13 protein-coding genes and 1 pseudogene are annotated in these 17,017 nt (G+C 69.8%); 8 read left to right on the top strand and 6 right to left on the bottom strand.

The annotated features are described in order from the left end of the window. Positions 1-14 precede the first annotated feature (14 nt). The 4 genes from xdhB to EV648_RS25425 all read right to left on the bottom strand — a co-directional run bounded on the left by xdhB (position 15) and on the right by EV648_RS25425 (position 7,529). Positions 15-2,411 (bottom strand): xanthine dehydrogenase molybdopterin binding subunit, encoded by a 2,397-nt coding sequence (xdhB, locus tag EV648_RS25410; protein ID WP_132296639.1) that lies wholly within the window; start codon positions 2,409-2,411, stop codon positions 15-17. Beyond that, complete coding sequence (locus tag EV648_RS25415) at positions 2,408-3,886, bottom strand: xanthine dehydrogenase small subunit (protein ID WP_199234803.1); 1,479 nt, start codon at positions 3,884-3,886, stop codon at positions 2,408-2,410. The genes xdhB and EV648_RS25415 overlap by 4 nt, the downstream gene beginning before the upstream one ends. Next, positions 3,883-5,808 (bottom strand): 2-oxo-4-hydroxy-4-carboxy-5-ureidoimidazoline decarboxylase, encoded by a 1,926-nt coding sequence (uraD, locus tag EV648_RS25420; RefSeq protein ID WP_132296642.1) that lies wholly within the window; start codon positions 5,806-5,808, stop codon positions 3,883-3,885. Before uraD ends, EV648_RS25415 begins: the two co-directional genes overlap by 4 nt. 152 nt (positions 5,809-5,960) lie before the next feature. Then, positions 5,961-7,529, bottom strand: coding sequence for a PucR family transcriptional regulator (locus tag EV648_RS25425; protein ID WP_132296645.1), 1,569 nt, complete (start codon positions 7,527-7,529; stop codon positions 5,961-5,963). A 214-nt stretch (positions 7,530-7,743) separates the two neighbouring features. On the opposite strand from EV648_RS25425, the gene EV648_RS25430 reads away from it, so the two are divergent. Genes EV648_RS25430 through EV648_RS25455 form a run of 6 tightly spaced genes read left to right on the top strand, consistent with a single transcriptional unit; the run spans position 7,744 to position 14,636 of the window. Next, positions 7,744-8,568 (top strand): hydroxypyruvate isomerase family protein, encoded by an 825-nt coding sequence (locus tag EV648_RS25430; RefSeq protein WP_132296648.1) that lies wholly within the window; start codon positions 7,744-7,746, stop codon positions 8,566-8,568. 21 nt (positions 8,569-8,589) lie between these two features. Next, positions 8,590-9,474, top strand: a complete 885-nt coding sequence (locus EV648_RS25435) for a 2-hydroxy-3-oxopropionate reductase (RefSeq protein ID WP_132296651.1) — start codon at positions 8,590-8,592, stop codon at positions 9,472-9,474. 13 nt (positions 9,475-9,487) lie between these two features. Further along, positions 9,488-11,263 carry a glyoxylate carboligase gene (gene gcl / locus EV648_RS25440; protein ID WP_132296654.1) on the top strand — a complete coding sequence of 592 codons (1,776 nt, stop codon included), beginning with the start codon at positions 9,488-9,490 and terminating at the stop codon, positions 11,261-11,263. Between the two features lie 17 nt (positions 11,264-11,280). Further along, complete coding sequence (locus EV648_RS25445; protein WP_241995587.1) at positions 11,281-12,408, top strand: glycerate kinase; 1,128 nt, start codon at positions 11,281-11,283, stop codon at positions 12,406-12,408. 48 nt (positions 12,409-12,456) lie between these two features. After that, a complete protein-coding gene (allB, locus tag EV648_RS25450) occupies positions 12,457-13,806 on the top strand; it encodes an allantoinase AllB (RefSeq protein WP_132296660.1) in 1,350 nt (449 codons plus the stop codon). Then, entirely contained in the window at positions 13,803-14,636 is an 834-nt protein-coding gene (locus EV648_RS25455; RefSeq protein WP_132296663.1) for a bifunctional allantoicase/(S)-ureidoglycine aminohydrolase, read from the top strand. Before allB ends, EV648_RS25455 begins: the two co-directional genes overlap by 4 nt. A gap of 30 nt (positions 14,637-14,666) precedes the next feature. Here the strand turns inward: EV648_RS25455 and sigJ are convergent, their stop codons facing one another. Beyond that, positions 14,667-15,584, bottom strand: coding sequence for an RNA polymerase sigma factor SigJ (sigJ, locus tag EV648_RS25460; protein WP_132296666.1), 918 nt, complete (start codon positions 15,582-15,584; stop codon positions 14,667-14,669). Between the two features lie 169 nt (positions 15,585-15,753). Between sigJ and EV648_RS25465 the strand changes: the two genes are divergently transcribed. Together EV648_RS25465 and EV648_RS25470 are read left to right on the top strand one after the other, a co-directional pair. Then, positions 15,754-16,221: a nuclear transport factor 2 family protein gene (locus tag EV648_RS25465; RefSeq protein WP_132296669.1), complete on the top strand. Its 468-nt coding sequence runs from the start codon at positions 15,754-15,756 to the stop codon at positions 16,219-16,221. Beyond that, positions 16,218-16,829, top strand: coding sequence for a YceI family protein (locus EV648_RS25470; protein ID WP_132296672.1), 612 nt, complete (start codon positions 16,218-16,220; stop codon positions 16,827-16,829). The genes EV648_RS25465 and EV648_RS25470 overlap by 4 nt, the downstream gene beginning before the upstream one ends. On the opposite strand, the pseudogene EV648_RS42695 reads toward EV648_RS25470, so the two are convergent. Further along, positions 16,792-17,017: pseudogene (locus tag EV648_RS42695) on the bottom strand (alpha/beta hydrolase); the annotation flags it as partial. The gene EV648_RS25470 and the pseudogene EV648_RS42695 overlap by 38 nt on opposite strands.

Here is a 17,017-nt window from a genome sequence, read left to right on the forward strand (position 1 = left end):
TTCCATTTCTGACGTCACACTCCACTCAGTCCGGCGGGGGAGCGCATCAGCTCGACCGTCTCCAGTTGCTCCGCGCGATGGCCGGACGATCGGGCCCCATCCAGCGCCCAGTAGACGGCCTCGGGCGTCGCCGGCGAGCGCAGTACGACGCTCGTCCCAGGCGGGCCGAACGCCGCCGCGGCCTGCCGTAGTGCCTCTCGCACGGAGAAGGCGAGCATCAGGGGCGGTTCGCCGACCGCCTTCGAGCCATAGACCGCGCCATCCTCGTGGGCCTTCTCCAGCAGGCTGACGTTGAAGACCTCCGGCATCTCCGAGAAGCTGGGCAGCTTGTAGGTGCTGGCCGCCTGCGTGGCCAGCCGGCCGCGGTTCGGGCCGTCGCTCTCGTCCCAGCGGAGATCCTCCAGCGTCAGCCAGCCGGCTCCCTGGACGAAGCCGCCCTCGATCTGGCCGAGGTCGATCAGCGGGCTGAGGCTGTCGCCCACGTCGTGGACGATATCGACCCGGCGCAGGGTGTAGGCGCCGCTGAATCCGTCCACCTCGACCTCAGCGGCGGCCACGCCGTACGCGAAGTACTTGAAGGGTTCGCCCCGCATGGCGACCGGGTCCCAATGCAGGCCTTCGGTGCGGTAGAAGCCGGCCGCCCACAGCTGGACGCGCTGGTGGTAGGCGTCGTTCACGACGTCCTCCCACCGCAACCCCTCGCCGTCGAAGGACAGCCCGCGGATGACGCCCTCGCTGAACCGCACGTCGCCGGGGCTGATGCCGAGGCGGCCCCCGGCGACCCGCGCGAGGCGCTCGCGGATCTGCTCGCAGGCGTTCTTGATCGCTGCGCCGTTGAGGTCGGCGCCGGAGCTCGCCGCGGTGGCCGAGGTGTTGGGCACCTTGTCGGTACGGGTCGGCGCCAGCCGGACGCGCTCCAGCGGTAGGCCGAGCGTGGTGGCCGCCACCTGCAGCATCTTGGTGTGCAGGCCCTGCCCCATCTCGGTGCCGCCGTGGTTGATCAGCACCGAGCCGTCCTTGTAGACGTGCACGAGCGCGCCGGCCTGGTTGAACGCGGTCAGGTTGAACGAGATGCCGAACTTCACCGGCGTCATCGCCAGCGCCCGCTTCGTGTCCGGGTGGGTCGCGTTGAACTGCTCGATCTCCATCCGCCGGCGTTCGACCTCGCCGGTCTCGACCACCTCGCTCCAGCAGGCCTCCAACCGCTCCGCGTGGCGGACCGGCTGCCCGTACGGCGTGGTGTCGTGCGGCCGGTAGAGATTGCGGCGCCGCAAGTCCATCGCGTCGCGCCCGAGCAGCGGCGCGCACCTGCCCAGCACCTCCTCCACGACGAGCATGCCCTGGGGACCGCCGAAGCCGCGGAAGGCTGTCTGGGAGGTCTTGTTCGTCTTGGCGATCCGGCCGTCGACGCGGACGTTCGGGATCCAGTAGGCATTGTCGATGTGGCACATCGCGCGGGCGAGAACCGGCTCGGACAGGTCGAGGCTCCATCCGCCGTCGGAGGTGAGGGTGGCGTCCAGCGCCACCAGGCGGCCGTCGTCGTCGAAGCCGGCCTCCCACTCGGAGTGGAAGCCGTGGCGCTTGCCGGACATCGTCATGTCCTGCGTGCGGTTGAGCCGCAGTCGTACCGGCCGGCCGGTCAGGGTCGCGCCGAGGGCCGCGATGGCGGCGAAGCCGTGGGGCTGCATCTCCTTGCCGCCGAAGCCGCCTCCCATCCGCAGGCACTGCACAGTCACCGCGTGGCTGGGCACGCCCAGAACGTGGGCGATGATCTCCTGGGTCTCCGACGGGTGCTGGGTGCTGCTCTGCGCGAAGATCTGGCCGGCCTCGTCGACCAGGGCCAGCGCGACGTGGGTCTCGAGGTAGAAGTGCTCCTGGCCGGCGAACTCGAACTCGCCCCGGAACACGTGGGTCGCCTGGGACAACGCCGTACCGACGTCGCCGCGATTCAGGTGCCGCCCGGTGCCCTGGAAGCTGCCGGCGGCGATCGCCTCGGGGACCGTCACGAGCGAGGGGAGAGACTCGTACTCGACTTCCACGGCCGCGGCGCCGAGCCGCGCAGCCTCCAAGGTCTCCCCGAGAACCCAGCAGATCGCGTGTCCGTGGAACATCACCTCGGTCGGGAACAGCGGCTCATCGTGCTTCACGCCGGCGTCGTTGACCCCGGGCACGTCCTCGGCGGTCAGCACTCGGACCACCCCCGGTACGTCGTACGCGGGCTTCACCTTCAGCGAGGTGATCCGGGCGTGGGCATGGGGTGACTGGACAGGCCAGGCGTGGAGCGCGTCTTTGGTCCGGACGACGAGGTCGTCGGTGTAAAGGGCGTTGCCGGTGACGTGCAGGGCGGCGCTCTCGTGCGGCAGCGGCAGGCCGACGATGGCCTGCCGTGGACGTTCGGACAGCTGGCTCATGCGCGTACTCCTTCCGGTGCACGGTGTTCGGCGTAGAACCGGAGCAGCGACTGGCCGAGCATCGCGGAGCGGTACGACGCGCTGGCGCGGTGGTCGTCCATCGGCGTGCCCTCGGCGGCCATCACGGCGGCCGCCTCACGCACCGTCCGCTCGGTCCACGGCCGGCCGGTGAGCGCCTCTTCGGTGGCTCGGGCGCGCAGCGGCGTGGCCGCCACGCCGCCGAGTCCGATCCGGGCCTGGCGAATGACACCGTCCTCAACCTCGACGGCATAGCCGATGGCGACGCTCGAGATGTCGTCGAAGCGGCGCTTGGCGATCTTGTGGAAGGCGGTCAGCGGTGCGAGCGGCAGCGGAACCAGGATGGCCCGGATCAGCTCGTCGGGAGCCTTGAGAGTTTGCCGGTACTCCGTGAAGTAGTCCGCGAGCGGCACAACCCGCTCCCCACGGCGTGAGGCCAGGACAAGCGAGGCATCGAGAGCCAGCAGCGCCGGTGGGGTATCGCCGATCGGTGAACCGGTGCCGAGGTTGCCGCCGATGGTGGCGCCGTTGCGGATCAGGCGGGAGGCGAACTGCGGGAACATCTGTGCCAGCAGCGGAACCCGTCCGTCGAGCAGCCGCTCGATCTCACTCAGCGTCAGGGCGGCACCGATACGCACCTCGTCAGCCCCGAACTCGAACTCCCGCAGCTCTGCCAGCCGGTCCACAGCGACGACCAAGGCAGGCCGGGCGCCACGCAGGTTCACCTCCACGCCGGCGTCGGTCGATCCCGCCACGACCTGCGCGTCGGCCCGGTCGGCCAGCACCTCGAGCACGCCGTCGAGGCTCGCCGGCCGGAGGAATTCTGATCCGGCGACCTCCATCGCGGTCGGCGCCGGTGGAGGCGGCGGGGCCAGCGTGCGCGCCGCGAACTTGTCGTCCGCGGCCGGACTACCGAGCGCGTACGCTGCGTCCCGGATCGGGCGATACCCCGTGCACCGGCACAGGTTTCCGCTGAGCGCGTGGATGTCGAAGCCGTTGGGGCCGTGCTCGTGGTCGCACGCCTCGGCCGCGGGCGCCGTACGGTCGGGACGGTAGTACTCGGCGGCCATGCTGCAGACGAAGCCCGGGGTACAGAAGCCACACTGGGATCCGCCGCGGACGGCGAGCTCCTCCTGCACCGGGTGCAGCGAGGCCGGCGAGCCCAGTCCCTCTGAGGTGATGATCTCCTGACCGTCGAGGGCCGCCACGGGCAGCAGGCAGGCGTTCACCGCGGTCCACTCGGTCGAGGTGTCGATCCCCGGGCGGGCGACGAGTACGGAGCACGCGCCGCATTCACCCTCGGCGCAACCCTCCTTGGCTCCGGTCAGGCCACGGTCGCGGAGCCAGTCCAGCGCGGTGGTGTGGACGGTCACCTCACCGATGGCGGTGTCCTCGCCGTTGACCTTGAGCGCGGGTGCGCTCAGGGCCACGGGCCGGTGGTCGGCTGTAGTAGTCATCGGTTGCTGCTCCAGCGGGTTCGTGCGCTGTGGATGGGATTCGCGTCCTGAAGGAAGTCGTCGAACCGGTAGCCGGCGATCTTCGCGATCTCGAGCAGCGCGGCCGCGTGCTCCTGGTTCTCGCAGTTGCCCAGTCGCTCGCGGCCCTGCTCGACGATCCGGTCGAACGAGTCCGCGTCGCGAACCGAGATGACCAGCGGGAAACCGAAGCGCTCGCGGTACGCCGCGGTGATCGTCTCCAGTTCATCGCGTTCCGGCTCGGCAAGGAAGGTCAGCCCGCGTGCGGCCTGGTCCCGCAGTGACGCCTCACCGCTGAGGCCGTCGGCGACGAACTGCGAGCCGAGCTGCGGGTAGGCCTCGATCAGCTGGCGCTGCTCGTCGTGCGATCCGGAGAAGAGTGCCTCCTGGAACGACCGGCGCAAGGCGTGGGTGTCGGCGAAGGGCCGCATGTCCCAGGCGCGCTCGACCATCCAGCGGGGTCCCTGGAACAGGCCGGCGAAGGTCTCCACGAACTCCTCGCGGCTCATCTTGTTGACCTGGTCCAGCCGGACCGTGCCACCCGGCTGCCCGGCCACCGCGGGGCCGTAGTCCTTGCCCACGTGGTGGAAGAGGATGTTGAGCCCGATCGCGGTCAGGCTGCCGAGGGTGATGCCGCTGCCGAAGATGATCTCGGCCCAGCCCGGCACCGCCTGGGCGACCTCCGGCTGCGCCGTGACGTACATGGCGAGACCGACGCTGGTCGCCACGATGACGACGTTGCGGTGGTCGTGGAAGTCGACCTTGGCCAGCGTCTGGAAACCGACGACGGCCACGGTGGCGAACATCGCCAGGGCAGCGCCGCCCAGTACCGGGTGCGGGATGCCGGCGACGACGGCGCCTGCCTTGGGCACCAGGCCGAGCAGGATCATGATCGCGCCGGCCGCCGCGACCACCCAGCGGCTCCTGACCCGGGTGAGCCGGACCAGGCCGACGTTCTCGGCGAAACACGTGTAGGGGAAGGAGTTGAAGACACCGCCGATGGTGGTGGCCAGGCCGTCCGCGCGGAGCGCCCGGGCGATGTCCTCGCGGCCGATCCGCTTCTCGACGATCTCGCCGGTCGCGAACACGTCACCGGTGGTCTCGACCGCGGTGATCAGCATGACCACGACCACCGAGATGATGGCGGCGACCGAGAACTGCGGCCAGCCGAAGTAGAACGGCGTGGTGACGCCGACCCAGCCCGAGTCACTCACCGCGCCGAAGTGGGCGTCGCCGAAGGCCCACGCGACCAAGGTGCCGGCGACCAGCCCGACGAGCACGGCGACCGTCGCCATGAACCCCTTGAAGACCCGCTGGATCAGCACGATGAGCGCGAGTGTTCCCAGCGCGTAGGCCAGGTTCTTGCCACTGGTCGGGTCCGAGGTCGGCCCGGCACCACCGGTGGCGTCCCCGGCCGCGACCGGCAGCAGCGCCAGACCGATGATCGTGATCACCGAGCCGGTGACGACTGGCGGGAAGAACCGGATCAGCCGGCTGAAGTACGGCGCGATGAAGAAGGTAGCCAGACCGGCGACCAGTACTGCGCCGTAGATCACCAGCAGGCCGTCCGTGCCGCCGCCCGCGGCGAGGCCGATCGCGATCATCGGCGACACCGCCGTGAACGTGACGCCTTGCAGTAGCGGGAGCCGTACGCCGACCTTCCAGAACCCGACCGACTGGATGATCGACGCGATGCCACAGGTGAACAGGTCCGCGTTGATCAGGTGCACGAGTTGCTGTGTGCTCAGTCCGATCGAGTTCGCCAGCAGGATCGGGACGATCACCGCGCCGGCGTAGAACGCCAGGACGTGCTGGGTGCCGTAGACAACGAGCTTGCCAGGAGGCAGGACCTCGTCGACGGGGTGCCGGCCGGCGTTGCGGCTCGGTCGCGGGATTGCCTTCATCGGGCACCTTCCTCAGGGGCTCAGGAGGTCGCGGCGTTTGTGTGACCTGCACGACAGCATCGGCTCGTCACGGCCGCGGGGGCACCCGGTGAACCTCCGAAAGTCGGCCCGCTGGAGGGTCTGGATCTGTGCGATCACCCAAACCGGGCGGTTCAGAGCGACTTGAGCGCCAGGAACACGTCGACCTTGTCCTCGAGGCTCGACAGATCGCGACCGGTCAGTTGCTCCACGCGTTCGATCCGGTACCGGACGGTGTTGACGTGCAGGTGCATCGCCTCGGCGGTCCGCGACCACGAACCCGAGCAGGCGAGGAATTCCTGCAGCGTGGCGAGCAGGTCGGACTGGGTCCGGCGGTCGTGGTCGAGCACCGGCCCGAGGACCCGATGGGTGTAGGTCCGCCGGACGTCGTCGGGCAAGGTGGCGAGCAGGAGCACGTGTGAGGCGACCTGGTCCGAGGTCACCACCGACACCGACGTGCTGCCGGAACTGGCCACCCGATGGGCGAACCGCGCCTCCTCGAGCGCCCCCGCCAGCGCGTCGATGCCGGTCTCGCCGCTGACCCCGACTGCGAGTCTCGTCCGTACCAGTCCAGGCGAGAGCCGACCGAACGCCCGGCGCAACTGGTCCGGCAGTTCGGGGGACGACGGCAACAATGCGACCAGTACGCCGTCTCGCCCCGGCGCCACCACAGCCGGGCCGACCGTCAGAGCAACGTCCTCGAGCACCGTGACCGCCACCTCGCCCGGCCCGTCCTCGCGGAGACCGTGGCCGGGGCGGCCCGGTGGGGTGAGAGTCAGCTCCACCACCGCGACCACCATCGGCCGATCCGAGTGGGCGCCGGCTTGGCGGAGCCGCCTGGCGACGTCCGTGTGCGGTGCTCCGGACTCGACCAGTTCCAGTGCCTCAGCCACCAGGGGTCGCAGCGCGAGCCGCCCCTCGTCCCGGCGCGCGCGGTCCAGCGCGGCGATCGTGCACAGCTCGTGCACGGCCTCGACATGGTCGCGAGACCACTGCGTGTGGTCGCCGTCGATGACCAGCACCCACGAGGTCAGCCGGTTGCCCAGGCCCGATCCGACCGGGAAGAGGCTGTACGACGCGTCGCCGGCGACGGCGACGGCAGGGGTGCGAGCCGCCGTGAGGAACGTGCGGGTGACCGCGTCGAGCGTCTCGTCGTCCAGCTCACCAGGCCCCGGTACGACGTGGCGCCCCGTGGGCGTGATCACCCGGCAGTCGTGGCCGATTTCGTCGGAGATCCGGGCGGCGAGCTCGTCGAGGCTGCGGCCGGAGGCGATCGAGGACAGCAACTGGCGCTGGCGGACGAGACTCGCGGACAACCGGGCGCCGGTCTCGGCCGAACCCGCGGCGGCCACATGCTCGGTCACGTCCGCGAACGCGACCTCGGTGGGTACCTCGACGAGCGTGACCTGGTGCCGACGGCAAGCTTCGAGGAGGTCGTCGGGGACGAAGCCGAACAGCGCCTTGCCGGCCAGGATGGTGGCCGCGCCTCGCCCGGCCACTGAGGCCACGAAGACCTCGCTGTCGGTGTCGCTGCGGCGCCAGACCAGACCGGTGAGAACCAGTTCGCCGCCACTGAGATAGCGGCCGGGCTCGAGCAGGTCGGTGGTGACAAGGCGGCCGATCGGGCGCTCCAGCGCGCCGGGAGCCGCGTGCAGGAGGCGAAGCCGGAGTTCCGGCGCGTCGAGCAGGTCGGGAAGCAGCACGGCGCACCTCCTCTGGCCGATCCGATGGATGAAGCCGGCCCTTCAGAGGAACGTACAACGCCCGGACGCGCGCCTGATACCTCGACTCGGCTCGCGGCGAAAGCCTCGGGCCCCGTACTCCGCCGGTGCTTGACGCAGTCGCCGCCGTCATTCTATGGTCCTTTCGCAGAACAGAATTACATTTCCGCAATGCGGAATTCTCAAGGAGGGCGCCATGAGCCACGAGCCGCGCTACACGGTGAACTGCTCGATCCTGTTCACCGAACTGCCGTTGCTGGAGCGCCCCGCAGCGGCCCACCGGGCCGGCTTCGGCGCCGTCGAGTTCTGGTGGCCGTTCGCCGAGGCGGTGCCGTCGGACGCCGACATCGACGCGTTCGTCACCGCCATCGAGGACGCCGGCGTGCAACTGACCGGTCTCAACTTCTTCGCCGGCGACATGCCCGGCGGCGATCGCGGCCTGGTGTCCTCGCCCAAGCGATCCAGCGAGTTCCGGGACAACATCGACGCCACGGTCGGCATTGGAGAACGGCTCGGCTGCCGAGTCTTCAACGCCCTCTACGGCAACCGGGACGACCGTCATTCCGCGGGCGAACAGGACGACCTCGCCGTCGAGAACCTCGAGCTCGCCGCCCGGGCGGCCGCGCGGATCCAGGGCACCGTCCTGGTGGAGCCGGTCAGCGGCGCGGCGCAGTACCCGCTGCTGACCGCGGCCGACGCGCTGACCGTGATCGACCGGGCGCAGGCGTCGTACGGCGTACCGAACCTCGGCCTGCTCGCCGATCTCTACCACCTCGCGGTCAACGGCGACGACGTCGATCAGGTGATCGCGGACCACACCGACCGGATCGCCCACGTCCAGATCGCCGACGCCCCCGGCCGCAATGAGCCCGGCACCGGCACGCTTCCGCTCGAACGCCAGCTGGGCGCCCTTGCGGCCAGCGGCTACACCGGCTGGATCGGCCTCGAGTACAAGCCGTCCACCACCACCGTCGAGAGCTTCGGCTGGCTGCCGCGCGAGCATCGCGCCGTCGCCGGCTGACCCAGCATTGGAGATTCAGACATGACGAACATCGCTTTCATCGGTCTCGGCATCATGGGCAGCCCGATGGCCGTCCACCTGGCCAACGCCGGGCACCGGGTCGCCGGCTACAACCTCGACCCCGAGCGGGCCAAGCCCCTGGTCGAATCGGGTGGCCGGGCCGCGGAGTCGATCGCCGACGCCGTGCAGGACGCCGACGTGGTCTGCGTGATGGTGCCGGACTCCCCGGATGTAGAGCTGGTGCTCTCCGGCGAGGGCGGCGTGTTCCAGCACGCCAAGTCCGGCGCGCTGATCATCGACTTCTCCAGCATCCGGCCCGACGTCACCATCCAGCTGGCCGCCCAGGCCCGGGAGCAGGGCTTCCGGGTGCTCGATGCCCCGGTCTCCGGTGGCGAGGCGGGAGCCAAGAACGCCGCGCTGTCGATCATGGTCGGCGGCGAGGCCGGTGACTTCCAGACCGCGAAGCCGCTGTTCGACGCCGTCGGCAAGACCGTCGTCCATGTCGGCGCGAGCGGATCCGGGCAGACAGTGAAGGCCGCCAACCAGCTGATCGTCGCAGCGAACATCCAGGCGCTGTCCGAGGCGGTCGTCTTCCTGGAGGCGTACGGCGTCGACACCAAGGCGGCTCTCGAGGTGCTCGGCGGGGGACTGGCCGGTTCGGCGGTGCTGAACCAGAAGCAGGAGAACATGCTGTCGCGCTCCTTCCAGCCGGGCTTCCGGATCGACCTGCACCACAAGGACATGGGCATCGTCACCTCGGCCGCCCGCGAACGCGGCGTCGTCGTACCGCTCGGCTCACTGGTGGCCCAGCTCGTTGCCTCGGCCCGCGCGAACGGCGACGGCGGCCTCGACCACTCCGCGCTGCTCCGAGGCGTCGAACGCCTCTCCGGCAAGACCCAGGACTGAGGAGACGAGAACGATGACACGCATGCGCGCGGTCGATGCCGCGGTCCTGATCCTGGAGAAGGAAGGTGCCACCCAGACGTTCGGTCTGCCCGGCGCCGCGATCAACCCGTTCTACAGCGCGATGAAGAAGCACGGCGGGATCAAGCACGTGCTGGCCCGCCACGTCGAGGCTGCCTCTCACATGGCCGAGGGTTACACCCGTGCCAAGGCAGGCAACATCGGCGTCTGCGTCGGTACGTCGGGCCCGGCCGGCACCGACATGATCACCGGCCTGTACTCCGCGTCCGCCGACTCCATCCCGATCCTGTGCATCACCGGACAAGCGCCGGTGGCCAAGCTGCACAAGGAAGACTTCCAGGCGGTCGATATCACCTCGATCGCCAAGCCGGTCGCCAAGTGGGCCGTCACGGTGATGGAGCCCGCCCAGGTCCCGGGGACGTTCCAGCGGGCCTTCCACTTGATGCGCGAGGGTCGTCCAGGCCCGGTGTTGATCGACCTGCCGATCGACGTCCAGCTGGCCGAGATCGACTTCGACATCGCGACCTATGAGCCGCTGCCCGTGGCGAGGCCGGCCGCGACCCGGGCCCAGGCGGAGAAGGCGCTCGCGTTGCTCAACGACGCCGATCGGCCGCTGATCGTCGCCGGTGGCGGGGTGGTCAACGCGGATGCGGCCGACCTGCTCGTCGAGTTCGCCGAACTCGTCGGGGTGCCGGTCGTCCCGACGCTGATGGGCTGGGGCACGATCCCGGACGACCATCCGCTGGCCGCCGGCATGGTGGGCCTGCAGACCTCGCACCGTTACGGCAACGCCACCCTGCTGGCCTCCGACCTCGTGCTCGGCATCGGCAACCGCTGGGCCAACCGGCACACCGGATCGGTGGCGACCTACACCGAGGGCCGGAAGTTCGTCCACGTCGACATCGAGCCGACCCAGATCGGCCGGGTGTTCGCACCGCACTACAGCATCGTCTCCGACGCCCGCGCCGCCCTCGAGGTGTTCGTCGAGGTCGCGAAGGACTGGGCCGCTGACGGCAGACTGGTCGATCGCTCCGCCTGGGTGGAGGAGTGCCGGCAGCGCCGGACGACGCTGCAACGTAAGACGCACTTCGACAACGTCCCGATCAAGCCGCAGCGCGTGTACGAGGAGATGAACCGGGCGTTCGGACCCGACACCCGCTACGTCAGCACGATCGGGCTGTCACAGATCCAGGCCGCGCAGATGCTCCACGTCTACCGGCCGCGGCACTGGATCAACGCCGGCCAGGCGGGTCCGCTCGGCTGGACCGTGCCCGCCACACTGGGCGTCGCCACCGCCGACCCGGACAGTACCGTCGTGGCGCTGTCGGGTGACTACGACTTCCAGTTCCTGATCGAGGAACTCGCGGTCGGCGCGCAGTTCAACATCCCCTACATCCACGTCGTCGTGAACAACTCCTACCTGGGGCTGATCCGTCAGGCGCAGCGAGGCCTGGAGATGGACTACTGCGTGCAGCTGTCGTTCGAGAACATCAACAGTCCCGAGCTCAACGGCTACGGCGTCGACCACGTCAAGGTCGCCGAGGGCCTGGGCTGCAAGGCTCTGCGGGTGTCCGAGCCGGACGAGATCCTGCCGGCGCTGGAGCAGGCCAAGAAGCTGATGGTCGAGTTCCGGGTGCCGATCGTGGTGGAGATCATCCTGGAGCGGGTCACCAACGTTGCCATGGGCACCGAGATCGACAACATCGTCGAGTTCGAGGAGCCGGCCGAGCGTCCCGAGGACGCCCCGACCGCGATCGCGCTTGTCGGCTGACGATGGTTGATCTCCGGGTGGTCGTTGCCTCTGACAAGTTCAAGGGCACCCTCAGCAGTGACGAGGTCGCGGCCGCGGTCGGCATCGGCGTACGGCGGGTCCGCCCCGAGGCGTCCGTCGACTCGGTGCCCGTGGCCGACGGCGGTGATGGCACGCTCGCCGCCGCTGTGGTCTCGGGGTTCGAGTTGGTGCCGGTGACCGCCAGCGGGCCTACAGGTGAGCCGGTGCGAAGTGGCTTCGCGCGGCGCGGCGAGGTTGCCGTGGTGGAGTTGGCCGACGTCTCCGGGCTGATCCGGCTGCCCGGCGCCAGGTCCGCTCCGATGACGGCGACCTCGCGCGGTACGGGCGAGCTGGTGGCAGCGGCGATCGACAGTGGCTGCAGGCGGGTGATCCTCGGCATCGGCGGCAGCGCGGGTACCGACGGCGGAGCCGGTCTGGTCCGAGCGCTCGGCGGCCGGCTGCTCGACGGCGAGGGTGCCGACGTCGCCGAGGGCGGTGCAGCCTTGACCGCCGCGGCGTCCCTCGACCTGACCGCACTCCACGTGCGCCTGGCGGGAGTCGAGATCGTCGTCGCGTGCGACGTGGACAACCCGTTGACCGGGTCGGACGGCGCTGCGGCGACGTACGGAGGTCAGAAAGGCGCTAGCCCCACGCAGATCGAGCAGCTCGACATCGCGCTCACGCGTTGGGCCGACATCGTGGCTCGGGAGACCGCGCGCGATCTCCGGGGCACCGCCGGTGCCGGTGCCGCTGGGGGAGTGGGCTTCGCGGCGCTGGCGCTGCTCGGCGCGGAACTGCGCCCGGGCATCGACCTCATGCTCGACCTGGTCGGCTTCCACCAGCAGCTCACCGGCGTGGACCTGGTGGTCACCGGCGAAGGCGCGCTCGACGAGCAGACGCTGCACGGCAAGGCGGCCGCCGGAGTGGCCGCGGCGGCCGGAGCGGCAGGCATCCCCGTGGTCGCCGTCTGTGGGATCAACCGGCTCGATCCTGGTCAGTTGCGCGCAGCCGGCATCGCCGCGGCGTACGCGCTGACCGACCTCGAGCCCGACGTACGACGGTGCATCGCCGACCCGGCCCCGCTGCTCCGCCGGCTCGGTGAACGGATCGCGGCCGACCACCTCCCGATCGCGACCTTCCCGTGAGCCGAGCAGGAGTAGACCTACGATGACAGCAACCGAGAGGGGCCTCGCATGACCGCGTTGGAGCTCGTGATCCGGGCTCGCCGGGTGGCGAGCACTGCAGGCGAGGTGGCGTGCGTCGTCGGTGTCCGAGACGGCCGGATCGTTGCCGTCGAGCCGTATGACTCCGCACTCTGGGGTGAGCCTGCGGAGCGGGTGGAGCTGGCCGACGACGAGGTGCTCATGCCTGGGCTGGTGGATTCCCATGTCCACGTGAACGATCCCGGGCGCACCGAGTGGGAGGGTTTCACCTCCGCGACCAGAGCGGCAGCGGCCGGCGGCGTGACCACGATCATCGACATGCCGCTCAACAGCATCCCCCCGACCTGCGACGTACCGGCGCTGGAGGTGAAGCGGAAGACCGCGCAGACCCAGGCGTACGTCGATGTCGGGTTCTGGGGTGGCGCCATACCCGGCAACGTCTCGCAGTTGCAACCGCTGCACGAGGCCGGGGCGTTCGGGTTCAAGTGCTTCCTGCTGCACTCGGGTGTCGACGAGTTCCCGCCGCTGGATCCCGCCGAGCTGGAGCTCGCGATGCGCGAGATCAGCTCGTTCGACGGACTGCTGATCGTGCACGCCGAGGACGCCCACAGGATCGACCGTGCCCCGGCAGCACACGGCGGGAGCTATCTCGGCTTCCTGCGCTCGCGACCGCGCGAAGCGGAGTACGCGGCCGTTGCCGACGTCATCGGGCTCGCCGCCCTGACCGGTTGCCGGGTGCACATCCTGCACGTGTCCAGCGCCGGCGTCCTGCCGATGCTGGCCGAGGCTCGCCACGACGGAGTCCGGATCACCGCGGAGACCTGCCCGCACTACCTGACGTTCACCGCCGAGGAGATCCCCGACGGCGCCACGCAGTACAAGTGCTGCCCGCCCATCCGTGAGGCCGAGAACCGGGAGCTGCTCTGGGAGGGCTTGCGCGACGGGGTGATCGACCTGGTCGTCTCCGACCACTCGCCATCGACGATCGACCTCAAGTGCCTGGACACCGGCGACTTCGGCGCGGCCTGGGGTGGGATCGCCTCGCTTCAGCTCGGTCTGCCGGCGGTATGGACGCAGGCGCGCGAGCGAGGCTTCGACCTGGTCGACGTCGCTCGCTGGATGTGCCAGGCCCCGGCGGCGCAGGCGACCCTGCCGCACAAGGGCAGGATCGAGCCCGGGTACGACGCGGACCTCTGCGTGTTCGCGCCGGACGAGACCTTCGTGGTGAACGCCGCCACCCTGCACCACAAGAACGCCCTCACGCCTTACGACGGGCGGTCGCTGGCCGGGGTTGTCCGCAGTACCTGGCTGCGCGGCGAGCCCATCGACATCGAGGCCGGCCCACGGGGGCGGCTGCTGAACCGAGGAGGACAAGGATGACAGCGCCGCGCTACTACTCTCCGACCGGCGGACTGCCCGCGCAGAGCGAGCTGACCACCGACCGCGCCGTCTTCACCGAGGCGTACGCCGTGCTGCCGCGCGGCACGATGCGCGACATCGTCACCAGCCGCCTGCCGTTCTGGGAGGACACCCGGCTGTGGGTGCTCGCCCGGCCGCTGTCGGGGTTCGCCGAGACGTTCTCGCAGTACATCGTCGAGGTCGCACCGGGCGGCGGTAGCGACCGGCCCGAGACCGACCCCGGCGCCGAGGCCGTCCTGTTTGTTGTCGAAGGCAACCTGACTCTCACCGTCGCGGGCGAGAAGCACGAGCTCGGGCCCGGCGGGTACGCGTTCGTGCCGCCGGCCGCCGACTGGACGCTGCGCAACACGAGCGACCGGGTCGCCAGGTTCCACTTCGTCCGCAAGGCCTACCAGCGGGTGGAGGGGATCGACGTCCCCGAGGCGTTCGTCACCAACGAGGTCGACGTCCAGGGTCACGAGATGCCGGACACGCAGGGCCGGTGGTCGACCCAGCGGTTCGTCGATCCGGACGACCTGCGCCACGACATGCACGTCAACATCGTCACCTTCGAGCCCGGTGGCGTGATCCCGTTCCCTGAGACCCACGTGATGGAGCACGGCCTCTACGTGCTCGAGGGCAAGGCGGTCTACCTGCTCAACAAGGACTGGGTCGAGGTGCAGGAGGGCGACTTCATGTGGCTGCGGGCGTTCTGCCCGCAGGCCTGCTACGCCGGTGGTCCGGGCCGCTTCCGGTACCTCCTCTACAAGGACGTCAACCGGCACGCCAACCTCTCCAGGCAACTCCTCTGACTCGGATCCCGCTGAACGCCGAGCTGGGCGTCAGTTCGTCCAGGGGCGGAGCTTCTCGGGGTTGCGCACGGCCCAGATGTTCCTGATCCGGTCGCCCGCGATGTCGAAGGCGATCACCACCACGGTGACGCCGTCCTGCTGAGCCACCAGGCCGGGCTGACCGTTGACAGTGCGTTCCAGGATCGTCAGTGTCTCAGCCCTGTTGGCGAGATCGACGTAGTACCGCGCGATCGTCTCGCCGCCTTCGATCGGGTAGAGCGCGGCGCTGACGAGGCCGCCGCCGTCGCCGATCGCGGTGGCGTCGGGGTCGAGCAGGCCGATCAGGGCGTCGATGTCCTTGGCTTGCCAGGCCTGCTTGAAGTTCCTGACGATGTCGGCGCTCTGTGCTGCCGGAGTCGGGGGAGTCTGCGACTCGCGCAGGCGACGGCGGGCGGACGAGGCCAGCTGGCGGCAGGCGGCCGGCGTACGGCCGACGATCCCGGCCACGTCGGCGAACGGGTAGCGGAAGACGTCGTGCAGGATGAACGTGACGCGCTCGGCCGGAGTCATCGCTTCGAGGACGACGAGGAAGGCCATGTTGATCGACTCGTCGAGGGTGACCCGATCGGCCGGGTCCGCCGTGGTGTCGCCTGGCCGCGCCTCGAGCCACTCCGTCCGATCGGGCAGCGGCTCCGGGATCCATTCGCCGACGTAGTTCTCCCGCCGGACCCGCGCCGAGCCGAGCAGGTCGAGGCAGATACGACTCGTGACCGTCGTCAGCCAGGCGCCGGGAGACTCGATGGCCTCCCGCTGCTGCTCGGACTGGGCGTACCAGCGGGCGTACGTCTCCTGGACGACGTCCTCGGCATCGGCCAGCGAGCCGAGCAGCCGGTACGCGACGTTGATCAGCTGACGCCGCTCGCTCATGATCGCGCTCAGGCTCGGATCCGGCTCTGACTCGGTACCCATGATGTCGACGACTCCCTTGCTCGCAGCTGCTCTTACCCGTTCGACGAAACAGCGCGCCGAACTGTGAGGTCTGGCGCCGTCACCTCACATTCCGAGCGGCTGCTTCGTCGTAACCGCTGAGAGACAACACCATGCCAGCTCAGCGAGATCAGACGAGGGAGCAGGACCCATGAGCGACGTTCAGAGCATCGTCGACCGCTTCGAGATCGAGGCGCTCCGTGGTGAGTTCACCGACGCGGGGATGATGCGCGACCCCGACCGGTTCGCGGCGCTGTTCGCGCCGGACGGCGTCTGGCGGATGCCCCACATCGACGTCGCGCTCGTCGGCCCGGACGAGATCCGCGCCTGGATCGGGCGGGCCTGGCCGGTCTGGGAGTACTTCGTACAGACCGTGCACCCCGGCACGACCCGGCTGGACGGCGACACCGCGAGTGGCCGCTCCTACGTCGAGGAGTTCGGGCGCTTCCGCGACGGCAGGTCGCACCGGAACTACGCCATCTACCACGACCGCTACCGGCGCACACCGGACGGCTGGAGGTTCACCGAGCGTGCCTACGAGATCAGGTACGCCGACTCGACCCCGCTGGCGGGCTCTCCCGACCCAGCCCCATTCTCCTTCAGGAGCGACCAAGCATGACAACCACCACGAAGCTCGACGAGCTGACCGGCGACTACGTCCTCGACACCGCCCGGACGCGGATCGGCTTCGCCGTACGGCAGACGATCACCAAGGTGCGCGGGCAGTTCGACGAGTTCGAGGGCAGCATGTCCCTGGATGGCGACGACCCGTCCAAGTCCAGCGTGCGGCTCACGATCCTGACGAGCAGCATCCAGACCCGGAACCAGCGGCGCGACGACCACCTGCGCAGGAGCTTCCTGGGCACGGCCGACCATCCGAGCATCACCTTCGACTCCACCAACGTGGTGCAGGCCGGCAGGACCACCTTCAAGGTCACCGGCGACCTGACCATCCGCGGCGTGACCAAGCCGGTCACCCTGTACTTCGACCTGACCGGCGCCGAGGACGACCCGGAGGGCAACCTCCGGGTCGTCCTCGAGGGCACAGCCACCATCAACCGCAAGGACTGGGGCGTCGTCTGGAACGCCGCCGCGGAGGGCGCCGGCCTCCTGCTCGGCCACAAGGTGTTCCTGGAGTTCGAGGCCACCGCGATCCACCCGGCCCTGACCGACACCCGGCCCTGGGCGTTCACCTCACCCGGGCTGAGCGCGCCGCGTGTTCGATGAGCGCGGTGAACTGTGACGCCAGCCGGGTGATTCCGCCGACGTGACTGGCGGTGGGGTATTCGACGACGGTCGCGCCGACGCGTGCTGCCATCCAGCGTTCCTCGGCCGGATCGATCATGCGGTCCTGGCCGGACACGGCGTACCAGGACGGGACGTTGTGCCAGCCGACCGGGCCGGAGGGGGTCCCG

The organism is Kribbella sp. VKM Ac-2568 (assembly GCF_004345365.1).
Lineage (GTDB): Bacteria > Actinomycetota > Actinomycetes > Propionibacteriales > Kribbellaceae > Kribbella > Kribbella orskensis.